Here is an 18,881-nt window from a genome sequence, read left to right on the forward strand (position 1 = left end):
TTCCGTGCGTCGGCGGAAGGATACGTCTACTCGGTGATCGTGTCGGCGGGCCTCGCGACGGACCTGTGGTGTTCCCCAGGCGCCAGCGGTTCCGGATCGTGTTCCGCCAGGTCGAGAATCGCTTCCACACCGACCGGCACGGTCACGTCGACCTCGAATGTCTGGTCGTTCAGCCGCCACGCGATCGCGATCTCGCCGTACGGTGAGAGATGGCGTGCGGAGGCCGACGTGAGGCCGCCGCCGGGTCGCGGGGCGAACCGCACCTGACGGTAGCCGGGCGCCGCCGGCGCCAGGCCCGCCACGGTGCGGTGCATCCAGTCCGCGATCGCACCGAGCGCGTAATGGTTGAACGAGGTCATCGTGCCCGGGTTGACGCTGCCATCGGGAAGCAGCGAGTCCCAGCGCTCCCAGACCGTCGTCGCTCCCATGTCGATCTGGTAGAGCCACGAGGGGCAACCGCGCTCGAGGAGCAGGTCGTACGCCGCGTCGAGATGGCCGGTCTCGGTGAGGGCGTCCGCCACGAGCGGCGTACCGACGAACCCTGTCGCGATGTGGTTGCCCGACTCGCGCACGAGCTCGGCAAGCCGGTCGCCGGCGACAGCCCTCCGGGCGTCGTCCGGGATCAGGTCGAACCGGAGCGCGAGCGCATACGCGGTCTGCGCATCGCTCGCGGCCGTGCCGTCGGGGCGAAGGTATTCCGTGGCGAACGCGGAGGCGACATCCCGAGCCAGCGCCGAGTAGCGCAAGGAGAGATCGTCGTCGCCGAGCAGCTCCGCCATGCCGGCGACCACCGCGGCCGACCGCGCGAAGTACGCGGTGGCGACCAGGTGGCGATCGGTGCGGGCATCGGCGGGATCCTGCGGTGGCGCGGCGGGATCCAGCCAGTCGCCGAGCTGGAAGTCGGTATTCCAGAGGTGCGAGTCGCCGGCACGGCGGTCCATCAGGTCCACCCAGGCGCGCGCGCTCTCGAACTGGTCTCGGAGAATCCCGAGGTCGCCGAACCGCTCGTAGAGCGTCCACGGCAGCAGCGTCGCCACGTCGCCCCAGGCGGCCCCCGGCCGGATCGGCGTCCACATGTGGTGGGCGGGAATCACCGGAACATACCAGGGGACCGTGCCGTCGGGCAGCTGCTCGACGGAGACGTCGCGCAGCCAGCCCGACAGCATCCCCGAGACATCGAAGAGGTAGGAGGCGGTGGGACCGAAGACCTGGATGTCACCCGTCCAGCCGACGCGCTCGTCGCGCTGCGGACAATCCGTGGGAATGTCGACGAAGTTCCCGCGCATGCCCCACACCACGTTCTCGTGCAGCCGGTTCAGGAGCGGATCGGAGCTCTCGAACCAGCCGGTGCGCTCGAGATCGGTGTGATGGACCCGGGCGACCACGTCGCCGGCCGTCGCGGCAGCGTCGAGGTCGCCAGGCCAGCCGATGACCTCGACGTAGCGAAAACCGTGGAACGTGAATCGGGGCTCCCAGGTCTCTCCGCCTTCGCTGCCGGCGAGCGTGTAGCTGTCGGTCGAGCGCGCACCCCGGAGCGGGCGCGTGTAGAGCTCACCGTCCTGCAGGACCTCGGCCGTGCGCAGCGACACCGTCGTTCCGCGCTCGCCGCGCACCGTGATGCGCACGTGGCCCACGAGATTCTGGCCGAAGTCGAGGATGCGCGACCCCGACGCTCCCGTGAGCACGGCGATCGGCAGCACCTCCTGGGTGCAGCGCACCGGCGGCCCCGTCGGCGCCACCAGCGTCTCGGCCGACCGATGCCGCTCGGCGACGCCCTGCCACGTGCTGTCGTCGAAGCCGGGCTCCGACCATCCCCGCTGTTCCTCGCGTGCGTCGTAGTCCTCGCCGTCGTAGATTCCGGTTCGGATGATCGGGCTCGGCGCCGCGCGCCACGATGCGTCCGTCGCGATGGTCTCGCGGCGGCCGTCCGCGTACGTCAGCTCCAGCTGGCCGAGGAACGACAGATCGTTCCCGAAGACGTTCCGGAATCCGCCCCGCCAGCCCAGCCTGCCGCGATACCAGCCGTCGCCCAGCCAGGCGCCGATCGCGTTCGCACCCTCGACGACGAGGCCGGAGACGTCATAGGTGTAGTAGCGCAGACGGTCGCGGTACACGGTCCAGCCGGGCGACAGGGCGTCGTCTCCCACTCGCGCACCGTTCAGCTCCGCCTCGTACAACCCGTGAGCGGACGCGTACAGCCGCGCCTTCACCGGGCGCTCGGTCGCGAAGAACGTGCGACGTACGAGCGAGGGGCGACGGTCATCCGACTCTGGATCCTCGTTCCAGTACGCGCCGACAGGTCGCGCGACCCAGTCGGACGGCTCGAGCAACCCGGCCTCGAGCACGACGGGCTCGGAGGCGGCGGACCACTCGCCGTCGGCGCCGCGCACCGAGACCGTGACCGCGGCCGATTCGCGCGAGGCGAGGTCGGCATCCGGCCACGGAACGAGCACCTGGTCGGCGGATGCCACGACGAACGTGTGCGGAGCACCGTCGTTCCGCGTGATCTCGAGGCGGTACGTGGTCTGTCTCCAACCCGTAGGTGCCGTCTGCACGGACCATGAGATGCGGGGAGCGCGCTCGCCGATGCCGAACGGTCGACGATGATGCTCGATTCGCGGGGTGCCGACGATGAGGCTCATACGTCAATCCTAATGTTCTTGCGCCCCAGAATGAATATGCATATTGTGATCGCATGATCATCGGCGTCACGGGAAGCCAGGGAAAACTCGGCAGGGCGACCGTGGCCCGGCTGCGCGCCGACGGTCACAACGTCATCGGATTCGACCTCGCGGGCGCGGTCGACTCGCACTTCACGAGGGTCGACCTCACCGATTACGGCCAGACGCTCGACGCGATGCTCTCGGTGACGGCTCGCCATGGCGGCCTCGATGCGCTGGTGCACCTCGCGGCTATCCCGGTGAACGGCGTCGTTCCCGACGCGGAGACGTTCCGGAACAACGTGACCGTCACCTTCGACGTGCTCTTCGCCGCGCACCGCGCGGGGATCGCACGCATCGTGACGGCATCCAGTATCACGGCCATGGGGTTCCCGTTCGACGAGGCCCCGCCCTTCCTTCCCCTCGACGAGAGCTTCACGAGCGCGAACAACACCTACGGGCTCGGCAAGGTGGCCGAAGAGGCGATCGCCGCACAGATGGTGCGCTGGGGCCAGGACGTCTCCATCACGGCCCTGCGCTTCACCAACGTGGTCGCCGAGGACGAGTATGCGACGTTCGAGCGGGCGGCGGAGCCCGGCTACAGGCGCGACCTGATCGGATCGTGGATCGACGCCCGCGACGGCGCCGCTGCGGTGGCGCTGGCACTCGAGAAGGCGCGGCCGGGATTCGCGATCTACAACGTCGCCGCGCCTGATTCGGGATGCGCCGTGCCGTCCCGCGAGCTCGCCGCTCGGTGGTTCCCGGACACCCCCGTGGCAGACGACCTAGGCGAGTTCGAGTCGCTGATGTCGACCCGCAAGATCAGAGCGCTCGGCTTCGCGGCTGAACACGACTGGCGGCCTCGGGGCTGAGCCTGGCCGTCCGCGGGCGTCCTCCGCTGATCGACGGGCTCAACCGGCGCTGCCGGTCCGGCGCAGCCTCACCGCCATGTGCTGCCGACCAGGCAGGTCGACGCGCACGTTGCCGCGATGGATGCCCGGCACGCGCTCGACCGTCATGCCCCAGGTGTCGATCACGTGGATCTCCCAGTCGCCCTCCGGCAGCGTCAGGTTGCGGAAGCGCGGGCGGTTGAAGCCGAAGTAGCCGATACGGATGCCGTCCGCTCCGCCCCACGGGACATCCCAGTCGAGCGCCAGCGGCTCCAGTACGCCCTCGGGCGTCTCGGCGAGGACGGACTCGAGGAACGCGATGCGGTCGGGTGACGCGCCGTGCAGCACCCCGCCCTTCGCCCACCACAGCACCTCGAGGTCGGACCCGGCGACCGCCGCAAGGCTCGTCGAGCCGCCGAGGCGATCGGGCAGATACGTCTCGCCGTGGCCCACGTAGCCTCCGCGCACCGCGCCCTCCCAGAAGCGACGCACCAGCTCCTCCGCGGTGATGTTGCCCCAGCCCTGGTCGATATCGCCCTCGTAGGCGCACTCGTCGATGATGATCGGCTTGCCCCAGCGTTCGCGCCAGTCGTCGGTGTTCTCCGCGGTTCGGTAGGTGTCCATGCGCTGGATGCTTACGTGCGTGATCCACGGGCGGGAGTAGTCGTACGGCTCGCGGCAGTTATGGATGGAGAGCAGGTGGTCGAAGGCATCCTCGGATGACACGATGCCGGCCAGATGCTCCCAGTCCGTCTCGTCCTTCGCCCACATCAGGTCGTACTCGTTCGCCATCGACCACCAGACGTTGGCGAAGGCGGACAGCCGTCGCACGACGTACCGCAGGTAGCGATCGTCGACCCCGGGACCGAGCTCGGAGAAGCCCCACCGGTCGTATGGATGGAAGAGGATCAGGTCGGCCTGCACATTCAGCTCGGCCAGCTGCCGGATGCGCCGCTCGAGACGCCGGAAGTGGCCGGTGTCGAACCGCTCGAGGTCGAATCCCGTCTCGAGCGAGCCCGGGAACGGGAAGTCGGCCGGCTCGTTGGAGTTGTAGAGATACGACTTGGGGAAGACGCACATGCGGATCTTGCGGAACGGTGCATCGGCGAGCGTGCGGAGCGTCTGTTCCTGCAGCTCATCCGGCTGGTGCGTCCAGGCGTACGCCGTTGTGCCGAGGGGTCGGTGCCTGGTGCCGTCGGCGTGACGGAAGTGGAACCCGTCGACGCGCACCGGTCCGTGGAAGCCCTCGCTCGGACCAGTGACGCTCGCCGTCCCGGCGACGCCGTCGAGCGAGCGTGCGGTGGAGCGGATGACGAAAGCCCAGTCGCCCTCCGCGTCGGCGAGCGCGCGCACGAGGTAGACGCCGTCGCCGTCGTAGAACCCGCCGACGCGTGCCTCCGACCCATCCGGGCGGGTGAACACCGCGTGCAGGTCGACATCGAGGAACGGGTTGCCGTGTGACGGCCCCTGAAGGCGCACCTCGATCACGTCCCACATCGGCACGGGGACGGGTCCGACGAGCCGCGCCGAGCCCGAGCGGATGTCATCGCCCTCGTAGTCAGGGTTCGGCGCGACAGCCTGCGGGTACGGAGCACGCGTCACCGGCGGTCCGACCTCCGCGAGCTCTCGCCACAGCGACTCGCGCGACGCCGGGTCGAGCGTCGGCACAAGAGCGATGAACACCCCGAGCTTCTCGCCGAGAAAGCGCGCGCTGGCAGGCGAGTCCGTGACGTCGGGCAGGTGCCGCTCGAGAACGGCTCGCGCATCGGCGTCGGCGAGTGCGTCGCCCAGGGTGGAACGGCGGTCGAACATCGTGATCTCCTCTGATCAGGGCGTGCTTCCTGCAGACCGCCCTACGCATCGGTGGCCGCGCCCGGCATGGCAGTGGTGCCCGGCGCCGACGGGAGCACCGACCAGCCGCCGGCGGGCACGGTGACCGTGGACCAGCCGTTCGTCGTCCATACCTCCACGGTCCGCTCGCGGCGGTCGAGATTGGCGACGAGCACTGTCTGCTCCCCGCCGACGGCCCAGACGAGGCCGTCGGGACTGTCTCCCGTCTGCAGAGGCGCGCCCGACAGCGAAGCGAGCATCCGCAGTGCGGCGGCCACCGGACGCTCCTCGCCGAATGCCGTGCGTATGCCGCGAGCACCCCACTCCTCGAAGTACGTCAGGGTGGCGACGCCCGGGACGGCCAGGGCGGCGGCGCTCGCGATGGTCCAGGCGGCCAGCTCGCGGGCATCCTGCCGCGGATCGGTGAGGTCGAGAAGCTCGGGCCCGTACCCCTCGGCGAGGTCGTCGCCGACCGGACGGGGAGGAGGCGTGGTGGCCACGTCGTTGAAGTGCGGCCGCAGCGTGATCGGGCCGATGTGCACGGGCGTGCCGTTCGACTCGGCGACGGCCTGCCGCGCGACGAGGCGCTGCATGGCGAGGGACTCGATCAGCTGCTCGGTGCGCAGGGAGTGGAAGAGGGGCGTGACGCTGAACACGATGCCGTCGAGGTCGGTGGGAAGCCGGTGGCGCTCGCGGTTCAGCTCGGTGAAGTGCGAGCGGGCGCCGCCGACGACGGGCACGGGCACTCCCGCGCTCGCCATGGCGTCGCGCAGCCGCGCGATCGCGGCCTCGTCCGACACGTGACGCGCGTCGCCGGACGGCTGGAACGCCGTGACCCTGGCCACGCTGTGGCGGCGTAGCGCCGTGACGGCATCGGCCAGTGCGTCGCGGGGCTGCGCATCCACGGCGATCCCCTCGGGCGCGTCTGCATCGGGCGCGTCCGTGTCGGCGGCGTCCGTGTCGGGGCCGTCGGTGAGCACGATGCGCACGTCGAGTGGGAGGCCCGCGACGGCGGCACGCTCGAGAGCGGCGGGCCAGTTCGCGGATGCCAGGTCGAGCTCGACCAGCACCGCGGAGCCGACCGGCTGAGGCGGAGGCGCCTGAGCAGGTGTGGGTGCGGTCGCCGCGCCGACGGCGATGTCGGGGAACGTGCCGTCGACCGCGAGCACGATCGTCGTGTCCTCGCCGCGCGCTCGGCGGGAGCCGTCGGCGACGGCCAGCAACTCCACTCGCTGGCGCACGCGTTCCCCCGCCGCGAGGCGATACGGGAACGGCAGGGCGAGCGGCCGGTTGTACGTCTTGTACGAGGCATCGGTCCAGTTGCGCTGGTCTTCCATCTCGAACACGTCGCCGGCGAACCGCACGTCGGTCTCGATACCGTCGTCGCTCCACGACAGCCCGGCGATGTCGAGCACCGGCTGGTGCGGGCTGATCGCGACGGGGAACGCCGTCGTCTCCGACGTTCCGTCGCTGTGCCGCACCCGCAGCAGGCGTCCGGCGGTCTGCGGCCGGTGCAGCGCGACGAGTCCGACACGGTTGGTCCAGTACTCGGTGTCGGAGACGAGGTCGAGGGAGACGACGAGACGCGATCCGGATGCCTCGGCCCGCACGGTGCCGTGCAACCGAGCACCGTAGCCCTCGGTGTGCACGGCGAGGGTCAGCGCGGCGCCCGCGCGCTCCACGCCGTCGACCGCGAGTGTGGGCGTATTCCAGTCGCGGTCGCGTGCGACTGCCCGGATGCTGCGCAGCACTCGACCGCCGTCGAAGCGCACCTCGGCGAGCTCGTCGTCGCGTAGCTCGAGCGACCAGGCGCCGCTGCGCCACGTCGTCGACTGCTCGTGCCAGCTCATCTCAGATCGTCGTCATCCCGCCGTCGACGGCGAAGAGGGATCCAGTGGCGAACGCGCCGTCGTCGGAGGCCAGGAACACCATGATGCCTTCGACGTCGCGCGGCGACCCTGCGCGGCCGAGCGGGATGCGTCCGATGATGGCGGCGCGCGCCTCCGGGTCGGTGGTGATCGTGGTGACCAGCGACGTCTCGGTGTAGGCGGGCACGACGGTGTTCACGCGCACGTTGTCCTTCGCGTACGCCGCCGCGACGGTTCTGGCGAGGCCGTGGATGCCCGCCTTGGTCGCGCTGTACGCGGTGAAGTCGGCGCCTTCCCCGTTCAGCCCGGTCGGGCTGCCGGTCAGGATGATCGACCCGCCGCCGCGCGGCACCATCGAGCGCACCGCGTGCTTGACCGTGAGGAAGGTGCCGGTGAGATTGATGTCCACGGTGCGTCGCCAGACGTCGAGGTCGAGGTCCGCGGCCTTGGCGTCCTGGCCGAAGAGCTGCACGCCCGCGTTCGCCACGACGACGTCGGGCGTCCAGCCGTCGGTCTCGGCCGAGGCGAAGGCGGCGGCGACGGACGCCTCGTCGGAGATGTCCATCATCTCCGCCCGAGCCCGGTCGGCACCGATCGCCGTGGCGGCCGCTCGTGCGGCATCTGCGTCGCGGTCCGCGATGATGACCCTGGCACCCTCCGCGGCGAAGCGCGAGGCGACCGCGTAGCCGATGCCCGTGGCGGAGCCAGTGACCAGCGCGGTCTTGCCGTCGAGTGTCGTCATGTCGGTGCTCAGCGCTCGATGCTGTCGAGGTGCAGCATCCTGGCCAGGTTCTTGTCCAATTCGTCGTCGCGGAAGATCTTCTTCCAGTCGTCCTTGACGATGCTCTCGCGTCCGTACTCCATCGCGATGTGGCAGGCATCGCTGAACGGGTTGTCGCCGCGAAGTCCGTTGGCCAGTGCGACCTGCGTGTGGCCGTAGAGGATGCTCCTGGCGGCATCCTCCGGCACGCCCATGGTGTTCACGGCCTCCGACAGCGCCTCGTTCAGCAGCGCGCCGATCATGCACGCGACAGTTTCGACGAGCGTCGGCTCGAGCTGGGCGAGCTGCTTGATCGTGACGTAGTGCACGTCAATGACCGGCGCGTAGATGGCGCGCACCGTGGCATCCAGGATCGCTTTCTTCTGAGGGTCATCCGACTCGATGGCGGCGATGGAGTCCTGCGGCGCGGCGATGCCGCCGAACGTGTCCGCGTACTCCTCCGGTGTGGTACGCCGCAGGAAGATCGACGGGTGGCACGGGTGGGCGACCGCCCGGATGACGTCGTCGCGGTCGGTCAGCAGTCCGGCGTAAGCGGCGGCGGGGTCGAGTGTCAGCGCGATCGAGCCTGGCTTCATCTGCGGCACCAGCTCGGCCGTGACGGCCTGCAGCGCCAGGTCAGGGACGGCGAACACGACGATGTCGGCGTCGGAGACGGCCGCGCGGGCATCCGTCAGCTCACGACCCGCGTCGAGGGTGCGCTGCCGGCCGGCCGGCGAGTTCTCGACGTAGGCCACCCGGTGATCGGTGGCGGCCAGGTTGTTCGAAACCCGCATGCCCATCTTGCCGCCGGCGCCGATGACGGCGACGGTCAGGCTGTCGGTGATGGTGGTCATGGTGTGCTCCTCAGATAGTCGAGGCTGGCACGAGTCCAGTCCCGTTCGGTCCGGATCGTCGTGTCGGCATCGCCCTGCCAGGAGAGCCAATGCTCGACGATTTCGTCGATCCCTCGTTCGCGCGGGCGCACGGTGCGCAGCAGATGCGGGTAGTCGTGGAGGCCGGTGCCGAGCTCGGCACCGCCGTAGGTGAAGCCCACCCATCCGGGCTGACGGGCGAACGCGAAGTCCTTGACGTGAATGTTCGTCACGTGCGGCGCGGTCGCCTCGACGCAGTCGTGCGGCAGCTCGAGACGCGCGACCACATTGGCGGGGTCGAGGCACACCCCCAGCGCGGGGCTTGCGACATGTCCGATCAGGGCGAGAAGGTCGCTCGTGGCCAGCTGCTCATAGGTTTCCAGGGCGAAGGCGACGCCGCTTGCCTCGTAGCGCGGCATCCAGGCGCGCAGGATGTCTGCTGCTCCGGGCAGCGCGGGCCGGAACACGTCGTTGTACGGCATGCCGCGCACGAGGCGTGCGTCGAATGCTTCGGCGAGATCCAGGTATCGCCCGAGTCGCTCGGGCTCCAGGCCCTTGGTGCCGAGCTGCACCGTGAGACCGAGCTCGCGCGCCGCCCGTGCAGCGTCGGCGACGGCGCCATCGCTCATCGTCTCGAGCGGGCCGTAGTCGCAGATCTGGAAGAGGTCGACGCCAAGCTCTTTGGTCGCCTCGAACGCGCCGATCAGCGAGAGTGGGCTCGTCGCACGGTCGGAGTGCTGCCAGAAGAAGGCGTACGTTCCGAGGCCGATCACGCGCGCGCCCCCGTGCGTTCACGGACGACTGCGTCCGCCTCATCGATCACCTGCACCAGCGCCTCCACGTCGTGTGCGAACCTTCCGAGGAAGAGCCCGTCGACCGCATCGCCGAGTCCGGTCAGGAGGCCAGGACCGGCCGAACCGCCGTAGATGACGGCGGATCCCTGTCGCTCGCTCAACATGTCGAGAGCACCCCGGAGGCCGCTGCACACCGCCGTGATGTGCGCGAGCGGAGCCGGCGACGCCGTGCCGATCGCCCACACCGGCTCGTAGGCGACGATCATCGGGCCGTCCGGCGCATTTGCGAGCGCCGCGGCCAGCTGGCCCACCGACTGCCGCATCGCTTCGTCGGTGCCGACCTCGTCGGTCTCGCCCACGCAGAGCAGCGGCGTGAGTCCGTTTCTCAGCGCGGCGGATGTCTTCCCCGCGACGACCCCGTCGGTCTCGGCGAACATCCGGCGACGTTCCGCGTGCCCGATCTCGACGACGGAGACGCCGACCTCGGCGAGTTCTGCGGCTGACACCTCGCCCGTGAAGGCACCGGAGTCGGTCGCAGCGACGTCTTGGGCGCCCACGAGGACGGGCGTGCCGGCGAACGCCTCGACTGCGGGAAGAACCTGCAGATACGTTGGGATGACGATCAGGCGCACGGCGCCGGAGGCGATCGCCTCATGCTCGTGCACGGCGTCGGCGACCCGGGCGAACCACGCGGTCGCCTCCTCGTGCCCGAAATACATCTTCAGGCTGACGCCAAGGGTGACGAGCGGTCTCAGCACGATCCCGTCGTCTCGTATTCGCCGATCACCGCGACCTTGGCCGCGGACGCCGAGCCCGGATCGAAGCGGTAGTCGAGCCACTCCCGCACGAGTCGTCGCGCGAGCTCGATGCCGATCACGCGCTGGCCCATGGTGAGCACCTGCGCGTTGTTGGAGAGCACGCCGCGCTCCACCGAGAAGCTGTCGTGTGCCGTGACGGCGCGGATGCCGGGGACCTTGTTGGCCGCGATCGCAACGCCGAGCCCCGTGCCGCACAACAAGAGGGCGCGATCCGCCTCGCCGCGCGCGACCCGCTCGGCGGCCTCGATCGCCACCCGTGGGTACGGGGTGTGCCCGTCGGCTTTCACCCCCACGTCGACGACGGACGTCACGCCCGGGTTCGCTTCGAGATCCGCTTTGAGGATCTCCTTGTAGTCGAATCCGGCATCATCGCTCCCGATGACGATCCGAAGCGGTTCAGCCATGGTGATTCCCTTCATCGGATGACTCCAGCACCCCCGCGACGGCGCTGACGATCAGTGCGAACGAGTGCGCACCCGGATCGGGAACGCCGAGGCTCTTCTCGCCGTGCGGCCGGGCTCGGCCCTTGCGCGGAAGCAGGTCAGCGGTCGACGCCGCGGCGGTGGTCGCGACCTCGGCGGCGGACCGCCACGCGGCTGCCAGTGTGTGGCCTTCGTCGACGGCGCTCGTCAGTTCTGCGCTGAACGGCTCGAGGGCGTCCACCATCGTCTTGTCGCCGAGCGCGGCCTTGCCGTACGACATGACGCCGGCGGTTGCGGCGGCGACGCCGGCGGCGACGTCACGGGGGCAGGGGAGTCTCGTGTCGCCCAGCGCCACGGCGAGGCGCGCGAGCATGACGCCCCACAGCGCTCCCGAGGTGCCTCCGGCCTTGTCCGACCAAGCGTCGGCAGCCTGCTCCAGCACGGTGCCCGCGCCTGCGCCCGACGCTGCGCTCGCAGCCCCCGCTGCGAGCGCAGCGTGCGCCCCCCGTTGCATGCCGATGCCGTGGTCGCCGTCACCGGCGATGGCGTCGAGCCGGCCGAGCTCGTCGACATGGGCGTCCACCGTGGTCGCGATCGCGTCGAGTGCGGCGCGCACGGTGACGGCCGCCGCCCTCGACAACTCGTCCGCGATGGCAGGCTCGGTGGTCGTCGTCGCCGCGACCGTGGTCGCGGGCTGCTCCTCGGGCTGGTCGTCGGCGGTCGGTGCGACGGAAGCCGGCGCGGCCGCCGCTCGGATGCTCGCGCCCTTGCGATAGGCGGGCGCGTCGGCGGGGCTGTCCCAGAGTCGTGCCAGCTCGTCGTCCGGCCAGAAGAGCGTCAGCGAGCAGCCGGCCATGTCGAAGCTCGTGCAGTACTCGCCCACGTGTGGATCGTCGATCCCGAACCCGGCTTCCCGGAGCAACTCGTCGATGCGACGGTAGACGACGAAGAGCTCCTCGTATTTCAGGGAGCCGAGGCCGTTCAGGATCGGGACGACGGTCGATCCGCGCCCGACGGCATCCGGAAGCTCCTGCAGGAGATGCGTGACGAGCAGCCCGGCGAGCTCGTCGGCCGAGGGCATGGGCGCCTCGGCGATGCCCGGCTCGCCATGAATACCGAGCCCGACCGCCATGCGGCCCTCAGGCACGTCGAACAGTGGGGTGTCGGCGCCGGGCAGCGCGCAGCCCGAGAAGGCGACACCGACGGAGCGCGTCCGCGCGTTGGCACGCCGCGCGAGGTGAGCGACGACATCCAGGTCGTGACCGGTCCCGGCTGCCGCTGCCGCGATGCGGAAGACGACGAGGTCGCCGGCGATCCCGCGGCGCTGGTGCTCCGACCCGCGCGGCGCGCTCATCACGTCGTCGGTGACGGTCACGGTCTCGCATCGGATGCCCTGGGTTCGAAGCTGCTCCTGCGCCGCGCCGAAATTGAGCACGTCGCCGGCGTAGTTGCCGTAGGTGAGGAGCACCCCGCCTCCGTTCTCGGCGGCCTTCGCCACCGAGAGGACCTGCTGAGTGGAGGGAGAGGCGAACAGGTTGCCCATCGCCGCGCCGTGGGCGAGGCCCGTGCCGACGAGTCCGGCGAACGCCGGATAGTGTCCGGACCCGCCGCCGATGACCACGGCGACCTCGCCGGTGGGAGAGGCCGAGTTGCGCACCACGCCGCCGGCGACGGCGCGCACGTGGCGGCCGTTGGCCGCCACGAATCCCGCTGTCGCCTCGTCGGCGAAGTCTGCGGGATCGTTCCACAGTCGGGTCATTCCGTGCTCTTTCGATTCAATGTGACGTCGACATCCGTCACGGAGAGTTTGACAAACCGGTTGACCAATTTCAAGTCCAGAAAGTTCGCGGTAGGTTGTCTGCATGCCCGCGTATCCGGAGGACCGTTCGGTCGACATCAGCGCGGCGCTCGGCGCACTGCCGAGCGGAACGCCGGTCTCGGAAGTGGCGCGGCGCCTGCTCGACCTGTTCACGAGCGGCGACCTGGAGCCGGGCACCCGGCTGCCGCCCGAGCGCCAGTTGGCCGCCACTCTCGAGGTGGGCCGGTCGGCGGTGCGCGAGGCGCTCGCCGCGTTGGAAATCCTCGGAATCGTCGACGTGCGTCCCGGCTCGGGCACCTACCTGCGCGGAACGGCGAGCGAGCTTCTACCGCAGACGCTGCGCTGGGGGCTGCTCATCGGTCAGCGGAACACGCAGGAGCTTCTGGAGATCCGTTCCGGGCTCGAGATCTACATCGCGCGCCTCGCTGCGCTGCGCGACGACAGCGCCGGGCAGTCGCGCCTGGATCGCGCGCTCGAACGCATGCGCGACTCGCTCGGAAACCTGCGGGTCTTCGCGAAGGCGGACAGCGAGTTCCACGACGCGCTGGCATCCATCAGCGGCAACGAACTGCTCTCCGACCTCTTGAACGTGGTGCGTTCCCTGCTGCAGGTCTACGCGGACCGGGCGGTGCAATCGGCCGATGCCGCCGAGACAGCATTCGCTCAGCACGAGGCGATCAGCGCGGCGGTGCGAGCCTGCGACTCCGATGCGGCGGCGTCGGCGATGGCCGTGCACATGGCGACGGCGTCGGCACGCATCTCCGGTACGGAGTCCGGCGTTTTCGAGTGACGCCCTGGCACCGCAACATCCGAAAAGCCAGGGTCAACCCCACGTGTCATGATCATTGACGTGGGCTATCTCGTGTACGACAACGCTACGCAGTATGCGTTCGATGACCGCACCCTCGCGCATCTGAAAATCGCCATCACCAGCAAACTCCGGATGCAAGAGAGCTTCCTGCTGAGCTGGCTGGTACCTGCCGAGGAAGGCAGCGGCAGGGTCAGCATTTGGATCAGTGCCGCGATTCCGCTCCAGTTCCTCTACTCAGAGTCGAAACCGCCGCCCTTGAACAGGAGATGGTTGGACGCGTTGGCGCGTTCCTCGCACGGCACGCGCGGGATGATCGTGATGAGTGAGAGCGATGCGGAAGCGATCGCCGCGACCGAGCCGACGGATCCGAAGGCGAACTCGCAGATGCAGAAAGTGGTGAACACCGTCACCAGCCCGCTGCCCACCCAGGGATGACGGTGACGCGGCGTCACCCCTTCGCGTCGTCATGCACGAGTTCGGTTTGGATCTGTTCGAGCGAGCGGCCCTTCGTCTCCGGCACCCGGAACAGGAAGAACAGGAACGCGGCGACACCGATGGCGGTGTAGAGGAAGAACGTCCCCTGCCTGGTGATCAGGCCGTTCAGCGTGAGGAACGTTCCGGCGACGATGAAGTTCGCCGCCCAGTTCGTCATGGTCGACACCGACATGGCCTTGCTTCTCACGCCGCTCGGGAAGATTTCGGAGATCATCAGCCAGAAGACGGGTCCGAGTCCGATTGCGAACGACGCCATGAAGAGGAGCAGGCCGATGAGGGCAACATAGCCGGCGGAGTGCTGCAACGCCGGAACCGTGAAGTAGACGCCGAGCACGGCCAGGGCGACGGTCAGGCCCACGGTGCCGATGAGGAGCAGAGTGCGCCGCCCCACCTTGTCGAGCAGCATCACGGCGACGATCGTGAAGACCACGTTCGTGATGCCGACCGAGACGGTCTGAGCGAGCGAGCTGCTCGTATTGAGTCCGGTGTCCGACAGGATCGTCGGCGCGTAGTAGATAACCGTGTTGACCCCGACGAACTGCTGCGCCACCGCGAGGGCGAGGCCGATGACGATCAGGGGTCGGATCTTCGGTGAGAACAGGTCTTTGACCTTGCTGCCGGCTTCGTTCTCGTTCGCCTTGCGGATGTCGTCCAGCTCGGCGTCGACATCCGCCTCCTCATCGCTCTCCCGCAGTTCGACCAGGACCTTGCGTGCGTCGTCCTCGCGGCCGACCTGGGCGAGCCAGCGCGGTGTGTGCGGAACGGTGAGCATCCCGGTGGCGAGCGCGGCGCCCGGCAGGGCAGCGATGCCGAGCATCCAGCGCCAGGTGCCGGGAACATCCTGGAACGCGAAGTTCACCAGGTAGGCGATGAGGATGCCGGTGGTGACGGCGAGCTGGTTGAAGGACACGAGGCCGCCACGCACGCGCGGCGGCGCCACCTCGGAGATGTACAGCGGGGAGACGAACGACGCGGTGCCCACCGCGATGCCGAGCACCAGCCGGAAGCCGATGAGCATGGGGACCGAGACCGAGAGCGCGCAGCCGATAGCAGCGAAGAAGTACACGCATCCCGAGCCGACCTTCGTCCACTTGCGACTGATCTTGTCGGCGAGGAAGCCGGAGATGAGCGCTCCGATGATGGCCCCGAGCAGCAGAACGGAGACGATCCACTCCTGCTCGGTGGAGTTGGCGTGCAGGTCCTTCTTGATGAAGAGGAGCGCACCCGAGATGACCCCGGTGTCGTATCCGAAGAGGAGCCCGCCGATCGCGGCGATCACGGCTGCCCTGATCAAGAGCCCGTTCGCGCTGGCGCGTACGTCTGAAATGAATCCGGCCATGCTCCGCAGACAACGCCGGTGGACGGATGCGTTCTAGGGCTTGACGGTCGCCGGTGGATCGCTCCCGCGCGCCCGCGAGAGGGTGGAAACCGCTCCCGGGAGGGTGGAAACCGCTCCCGGGAGGGCGGAAACGGTGTCAACCCCTCCACGAAGCGCCGCGGAACGGCCACGGTGACGAGAATGGAGATCTATCAGGAGGAGATCGACATGCCCTCGAGCGGCAGACGTACGAAGAGTTGGCTCGACTACCGGTCACACCTGCGGCTCCTCGTCATGCTCGCCGTCGCCGTGCTCGTCGGTGTCGTTGCGGCACTCCTGGATGCGCAGGCCGACGCCCCCGTGCTGGGCTGGGACGTCGCGTGCATCGTCTACGTGCTCTGGATCTGGCTGTCGGTGCGCCGCCTCGACGACGAGGGCACTCGCCGGCATGCGACGCGGGAGGATCCGTCGCGGGCCTCGGCGGACGTGCTGCTGATCGTCGCGAGCATCGCGAGTCTCGGGGCCATCGCCATCGGCCTGATCGGCGCCCACGACGGGAATCCGCTGATCAAGACGCTGTCGCCGGCGCTGGCGGTCGTGAGCGTTGGACTGTCGTGGCTGCTGATCCACACTCTCTTCACGCTGCGCTATGCGCGGTTGTACTATACGAAGCCCGACGGCGGCGTCGACTTCAACATGGAGGAATCGCCGCACTACCTCGACTTCGCCTATCTCGCGTTCACCATCGGGATGACGTTTCAGGTGTCCGACACCAACGTGTCGTCGCGCGAGATCCGCTCCGCGATCATTCGGCACATGCTGCTCTCCTACCTGTTCGGCTCCGTCATCCTGGCGACGACGGTGAACCTGGTCGCGGGGTTGTCGACGTCATGATCCCCACGATCTCCGCAGTGGACGGCGCACTCGGCCTCGTCCAAGACGGGTACCTCTTCGGCATCAGACGCTTCGAGCGGCTGCACACGGATGCCTTCCGCACCCGCCTGCTCGGACATCCGACCGTCGTCGCTCGCGGCGCGCATGCCGCGCGCTTCTTCTACGAGAACGGCCGGTTCGCACGAGTCGGCGCGATTCCGGCATCCGTCTCCCACCTGCTTCAGGACGAGGGGAGTGTGCAGACGCTGGAGGGCGACGCCCATCGCACGCGCAAGCGGCTGTTCGTGGAGACAATGGGCGTTCAGGGGCGCGAGCGCCTGCTCGCGACGTTCGACGAGGAGTGGGAGCGCGCGAGCGTGCGCTGGGCGCGCGCCGAGGCGCCCGTCGTGTTGCACGACGAGTTCGTGCACCTGCTGGCGCTGGCCGCGCTTCGGTGGTCGGGCATCCCCGACGACCTGTGGTTGCCCCGGTTCCCCGAGCTCCGCGACTCGCTGGCCGGCATGGTCGACCATGCTGCCTCCTTCGGACCCGTCAACTGGGGTGAGCGGTCGCGGCGTCGTCGCGTCGAGGATTGGGCCGTCGGAGTGGTCGAACGCGTGCGCTCGGGCGCCGTCACAGCAGCGGAGGCGAGCCCGCTGGCGCGGATCGCGGCCCACGAGGATGGCGAGGGCATCCGCTTGCCGCACACCATCGCCGCCGTCGAGTTGCTGAACCTCCTGCGTCCGATCGTGGCCGTCGCCCGCTTTCTCGAGTTCGCCGCCGTGGCGTTGTACCGGCATCCGGAGCACGCCGATGCGTTCCGCCGCAACCACGACGAAGACCTGCCCGGCTTCGCGCAGGAGGTCCGTCGGTTCTACCCCTTCTTCCCGCTCATCGCCGGCCGCGCGACCCGGCGGCTCACCTGGAACGGCGCTGAGTTCGAGGCCGGCGACCGCATGGTGCTCGATCTCTACGGCACCGACCACGATCCACGGCTGTGGCCGAGCCCGCGCCGGTTCGATCCCGGCCGCTTCCGGCATCCGCTCTCCGATCGCAACGCCCTGGTGGCGCAGGGCGGCGGGGAATACGCCGACGGCCACCGCTGTCCGGGGGAGCCGGCCACGCAGGACCTGATCGAGCACACTCTTCGTCGGCTTGTGCGCCTCGACTACTCGATGCCGCCGCAAGACCTGCGGATCAGCCTGCGGAAGATGCCGGCGAAGGTCGCCGACGGCGTGCTCATCACCGACGTGAAGACGGCCTGACCGCCGGATGCCGTCAGTGGGCTCTGATCCCCTCGGCACCCCAGTTCGGCCGGCAACTCTCCTCGGCGGTGGGCTCGCTCGCCCCGCTGTCGAACCGGTAGCGAGCGAACCATCCGTCGTGCGTCTGCCGCGACTGCGCCAGGTGGTAGGTGACCACCGAGGCTCCCAGCGGTGTGGACACCGGCAGGTGCAGGTCGTCTTCGACGCGGCCGTCGACCAGCCGACGGGACTCCGCTCGACCCGCGAGCGGCCCGTCGGCGAACTGCGCGGTGTAGTCGGTCACCCCGCCACGGCCTCGCTCACCGCGGTCGGGCCGTCGTAGTCGCGGTCCGGGATGCCTCGCAGCGCGTCGAGCACGTTGTCATCGGCTCCCGACTCCTGCGCGCGTGACACGATCTCGTCCTTGGACGCCGGATAGTCGATACGGCCCAGGAACTTCTGCACCTGGATCGGATTCGGGGTGTCGTTCATCTTCCATTCCTTTCTTCATGGGGCCGGCCTTCAGCCGGCTGGGCTCTCTTGTCTCCGGTTGGTCGCGGGCGACGGCAGCCGCCTCCACCTCGCGGTCGGGCAGCGTCGTGGGCAGCTCGAGATGCACAGCACCGCTGGGCAGGATGCCTGCGCCACCGAAGCGCTCCATCACACGCCACTGCGCCAGCACGTCCTCTCCGACGTGCACGGCGGGGAGGTCGCGCCAGAAGGTGAAGCCGCCGACGGCGAGCAGTGAGGAGCGGCGGTAGAGCACGCAACCGCCGACCCACGCGACCTTGTAGGCGCGCCATTCGCCGGCATCCAGGCCCTGACCGGCGGCGAGGTGGGCGAGGTTCGCGGCGTTGTGCAGGCGATGCCGGTCGAACGCCGTGGACTGGCTGTCCAGGCGTTCCGGCTTCACCTCGCCGAGCCACGGCTCGTAGACCGATTCCTCGTCTGGTCGGTGGTCGCCGAGGTAGGACAGGCCCTGCACGGCCATTCCGACGAAGCCGCAGTCGAGGCGGTCGAGTGCGACACCCATGCGCTGCATGCTCCCGGGCTCGAGCCAGACGTCGTCGTCGAGGTACAGCACCTGGTCGTGACCGGCCTGCTCGAGCAGGAACTGCCGCTGCTCGGCCATGCCGCGCGGCGGGACGTGCCGGAGCACGCGGGCGCGGCGACCCTGTGCCCGCAGCACGCGCAGCATGGCGGCGACGCTCGGGTCTTCGGCCACGGGCGCATCGGACTGGTCGCTCACCACGACGTCGAACGCGGGGTCGTCCTGCCCCGCCAGGCCGGCCAGGGTGACGGCGAGAGCAGAGGGGCGATCACGGGTCGGAATGAGCACATCCACGCGTGCGGCGGGCGTCGCGGCGGGCTTCGCCCAGTCGGCGGCGGTGCGCCGGCTCATCGTGT

General features: G+C 69.4%; 18 protein-coding genes. 5 read left to right on the top strand and 13 right to left on the bottom strand.

The features are described 5' to 3' along the window. Positions 1-26: 26 nt before the first annotated feature. Positions 27-2,642 (bottom strand): glycoside hydrolase family 78 protein, encoded by a 2,616-nt coding sequence (locus H623_RS0105440; protein ID WP_022899935.1) that lies wholly within the window; start codon positions 2,640-2,642, stop codon positions 27-29. A 53-nt stretch (positions 2,643-2,695) separates the two neighbouring features. Between H623_RS0105440 and H623_RS0105445 the strand changes: the two genes are divergently transcribed. Next, positions 2,696-3,532, top strand: coding sequence for an NAD-dependent epimerase/dehydratase family protein (locus H623_RS0105445; RefSeq protein ID WP_022899936.1), 837 nt, complete (start codon positions 2,696-2,698; stop codon positions 3,530-3,532). Between the two features lie 39 nt (positions 3,533-3,571). On the opposite strand, the gene H623_RS0105450 is transcribed toward H623_RS0105445, so the two are convergent. From H623_RS0105450 to H623_RS0105485, 8 genes are read right to left on the bottom strand one after another with little or no spacing between them, the layout of a single operon-like run. Then, entirely contained in the window at positions 3,572-5,362 is a 1,791-nt protein-coding gene (locus tag H623_RS0105450) for a DUF5605 domain-containing protein (RefSeq protein ID WP_022899937.1), read from the bottom strand. Between the two features lie 41 nt (positions 5,363-5,403). Beyond that, entirely contained in the window at positions 5,404-7,230 is a 1,827-nt protein-coding gene (locus H623_RS17990; RefSeq protein WP_022899938.1) for a D-apionate lactonase family protein, read from the bottom strand. A 1-nt stretch (position 7,231) separates the two neighbouring features. After that, a complete protein-coding gene (locus H623_RS0105460; RefSeq protein WP_022899939.1) occupies positions 7,232-7,990 on the bottom strand; it encodes an SDR family NAD(P)-dependent oxidoreductase in 759 nt (252 codons plus the stop codon). Between the two features lie 8 nt (positions 7,991-7,998). Continuing rightward, positions 7,999-8,862 carry a phosphogluconate dehydrogenase C-terminal domain-containing protein gene (locus H623_RS0105465; protein WP_022899940.1) on the bottom strand — a complete coding sequence of 288 codons (864 nt, stop codon included), beginning with the start codon at positions 8,860-8,862 and terminating at the stop codon, positions 7,999-8,001. Then, entirely contained in the window at positions 8,859-9,653 is a 795-nt protein-coding gene (locus H623_RS0105470) for a sugar phosphate isomerase/epimerase family protein (protein WP_022899941.1), read from the bottom strand. Before H623_RS0105470 ends, H623_RS0105465 begins: the two co-directional genes overlap by 4 nt. Beyond that, on the bottom strand, positions 9,650-10,432 hold the full coding sequence (locus H623_RS0105475) for a triose-phosphate isomerase (protein WP_022899942.1): 783 nt from the start codon (positions 10,430-10,432) through the stop codon (positions 9,650-9,652). The genes H623_RS0105470 and H623_RS0105475 overlap by 4 nt, the downstream gene beginning before the upstream one ends. Continuing rightward, positions 10,426-10,896 (bottom strand): ribose-5-phosphate isomerase, encoded by a 471-nt coding sequence (locus H623_RS0105480; protein ID WP_022899943.1) that lies wholly within the window; start codon positions 10,894-10,896, stop codon positions 10,426-10,428. Before H623_RS0105480 ends, H623_RS0105475 begins: the two co-directional genes overlap by 7 nt. After that, complete coding sequence (locus H623_RS0105485) at positions 10,889-12,673, bottom strand: dihydroxyacetone kinase family protein (protein WP_022899944.1); 1,785 nt, start codon at positions 12,671-12,673, stop codon at positions 10,889-10,891. The genes H623_RS0105480 and H623_RS0105485 overlap by 8 nt, the downstream gene beginning before the upstream one ends. A 103-nt stretch (positions 12,674-12,776) precedes the next feature. Here H623_RS0105485 and H623_RS0105490 point away from each other — a divergent pair, with 103 nt between their 5' ends. Beyond that, on the top strand, positions 12,777-13,523 hold the full coding sequence (locus H623_RS0105490; protein ID WP_022899945.1) for a FadR/GntR family transcriptional regulator: 747 nt from the start codon (positions 12,777-12,779) through the stop codon (positions 13,521-13,523). 48 nt (positions 13,524-13,571) lie between these two features. Then, complete coding sequence (locus tag H623_RS17995; protein ID WP_022899946.1) at positions 13,572-13,979, top strand: DUF7882 family protein; 408 nt, start codon at positions 13,572-13,574, stop codon at positions 13,977-13,979. 13 nt (positions 13,980-13,992) lie between these two features. Here the strand turns inward: H623_RS17995 and H623_RS18000 are convergent, their stop codons facing one another. Continuing rightward, complete coding sequence (locus H623_RS18000) at positions 13,993-15,378, bottom strand: sugar porter family MFS transporter (protein ID WP_022899947.1); 1,386 nt, start codon at positions 15,376-15,378, stop codon at positions 13,993-13,995. 180 nt (positions 15,379-15,558) lie between these two features. Here H623_RS18000 and H623_RS0105505 point away from each other — a divergent pair, with 180 nt between their 5' ends. Further along, positions 15,559-16,251, top strand: a complete 693-nt coding sequence (locus H623_RS0105505) for a DUF1345 domain-containing protein (protein WP_022899948.1) — start codon at positions 15,559-15,561, stop codon at positions 16,249-16,251. Next, positions 16,248-17,495: a cytochrome P450 gene (locus H623_RS0105510; RefSeq protein WP_026939957.1), complete on the top strand. Its 1,248-nt coding sequence runs from the start codon at positions 16,248-16,250 to the stop codon at positions 17,493-17,495. Before H623_RS0105505 ends, H623_RS0105510 begins: the two co-directional genes overlap by 4 nt. Positions 17,496-17,508: 13 nt before the next feature. On the opposite strand, the gene H623_RS0105515 is transcribed toward H623_RS0105510, so the two are convergent. Genes H623_RS0105515 through H623_RS18005 form a run of 3 tightly spaced genes read right to left on the bottom strand, consistent with a single transcriptional unit; the run spans position 17,509 to position 18,876 of the window. After that, entirely contained in the window at positions 17,509-17,778 is a 270-nt protein-coding gene (locus H623_RS0105515; protein ID WP_022899949.1) for a hypothetical protein, read from the bottom strand. Beyond that, the gene (locus H623_RS21905) at positions 17,775-17,927 is read right to left on the bottom strand and encodes a DUF2795 domain-containing protein (RefSeq protein WP_245558940.1); all 153 of its coding nucleotides are present in this window, start codon (positions 17,925-17,927) and stop codon (positions 17,775-17,777) included. The genes H623_RS0105515 and H623_RS21905 overlap by 4 nt, the downstream gene beginning before the upstream one ends. Continuing rightward, on the bottom strand, positions 17,857-18,876 hold the full coding sequence (locus H623_RS18005; protein ID WP_084485749.1) for a glycosyltransferase family 2 protein: 1,020 nt from the start codon (positions 18,874-18,876) through the stop codon (positions 17,857-17,859). Before H623_RS18005 ends, H623_RS21905 begins: the two co-directional genes overlap by 71 nt. Positions 18,877-18,881 lie beyond the last annotated feature (5 nt).

It is taken from the genome of Humibacter albus DSM 18994 (assembly GCF_000421825.1).
Classification (GTDB): Bacteria; Actinomycetota; Actinomycetes; order Actinomycetales; family Microbacteriaceae; genus Humibacter; species Humibacter albus.

Coding starts and splice junctions, on each gene's coding strand:
- H623_RS18005 (WP_084485749.1), bottom strand. CDS start 18,876: ATGAGCCGGCGCACCGCCGCCGACTGGGCGAAGCCCGCCGCGACGCCC.
- H623_RS0105460 (WP_022899939.1), bottom strand. CDS start 7,990: ATGACGACACTCGACGGCAAGACCGCGCTGGTCACTGGCTCCGCCACG.
- H623_RS0105450 (WP_022899937.1), bottom strand. CDS start 5,362: ATGTTCGACCGCCGTTCCACCCTGGGCGACGCACTCGCCGACGCCGAT.
- H623_RS17990 (WP_022899938.1), bottom strand. CDS start 7,230: ATGAGCTGGCACGAGCAGTCGACGACGTGGCGCAGCGGCGCCTGGTCG.
- H623_RS0105485 (WP_022899944.1), bottom strand. CDS start 12,673: ATGACCCGACTGTGGAACGATCCCGCAGACTTCGCCGACGAGGCGACA.
- H623_RS0105465 (WP_022899940.1), bottom strand. CDS start 8,862: ATGACCACCATCACCGACAGCCTGACCGTCGCCGTCATCGGCGCCGGC.
- H623_RS0105445 (WP_022899936.1), top strand. CDS start 2,696: ATGATCATCGGCGTCACGGGAAGCCAGGGAAAACTCGGCAGGGCGACC.
- H623_RS0105490 (WP_022899945.1), top strand. CDS start 12,777: ATGCCCGCGTATCCGGAGGACCGTTCGGTCGACATCAGCGCGGCGCTC.
- H623_RS0105510 (WP_026939957.1), top strand. CDS start 16,248: ATGATCCCCACGATCTCCGCAGTGGACGGCGCACTCGGCCTCGTCCAA.
- H623_RS0105440 (WP_022899935.1), bottom strand. CDS start 2,642: ATGAGCCTCATCGTCGGCACCCCGCGAATCGAGCATCATCGTCGACCG.
- H623_RS18000 (WP_022899947.1), bottom strand. CDS start 15,378: ATGGCCGGATTCATTTCAGACGTACGCGCCAGCGCGAACGGGCTCTTG.
- H623_RS0105505 (WP_022899948.1), top strand. CDS start 15,559: ATGGAGATCTATCAGGAGGAGATCGACATGCCCTCGAGCGGCAGACGT.
- H623_RS17995 (WP_022899946.1), top strand. CDS start 13,572: ATGATCATTGACGTGGGCTATCTCGTGTACGACAACGCTACGCAGTAT.
- H623_RS0105480 (WP_022899943.1), bottom strand. CDS start 10,896: ATGGCTGAACCGCTTCGGATCGTCATCGGGAGCGATGATGCCGGATTC.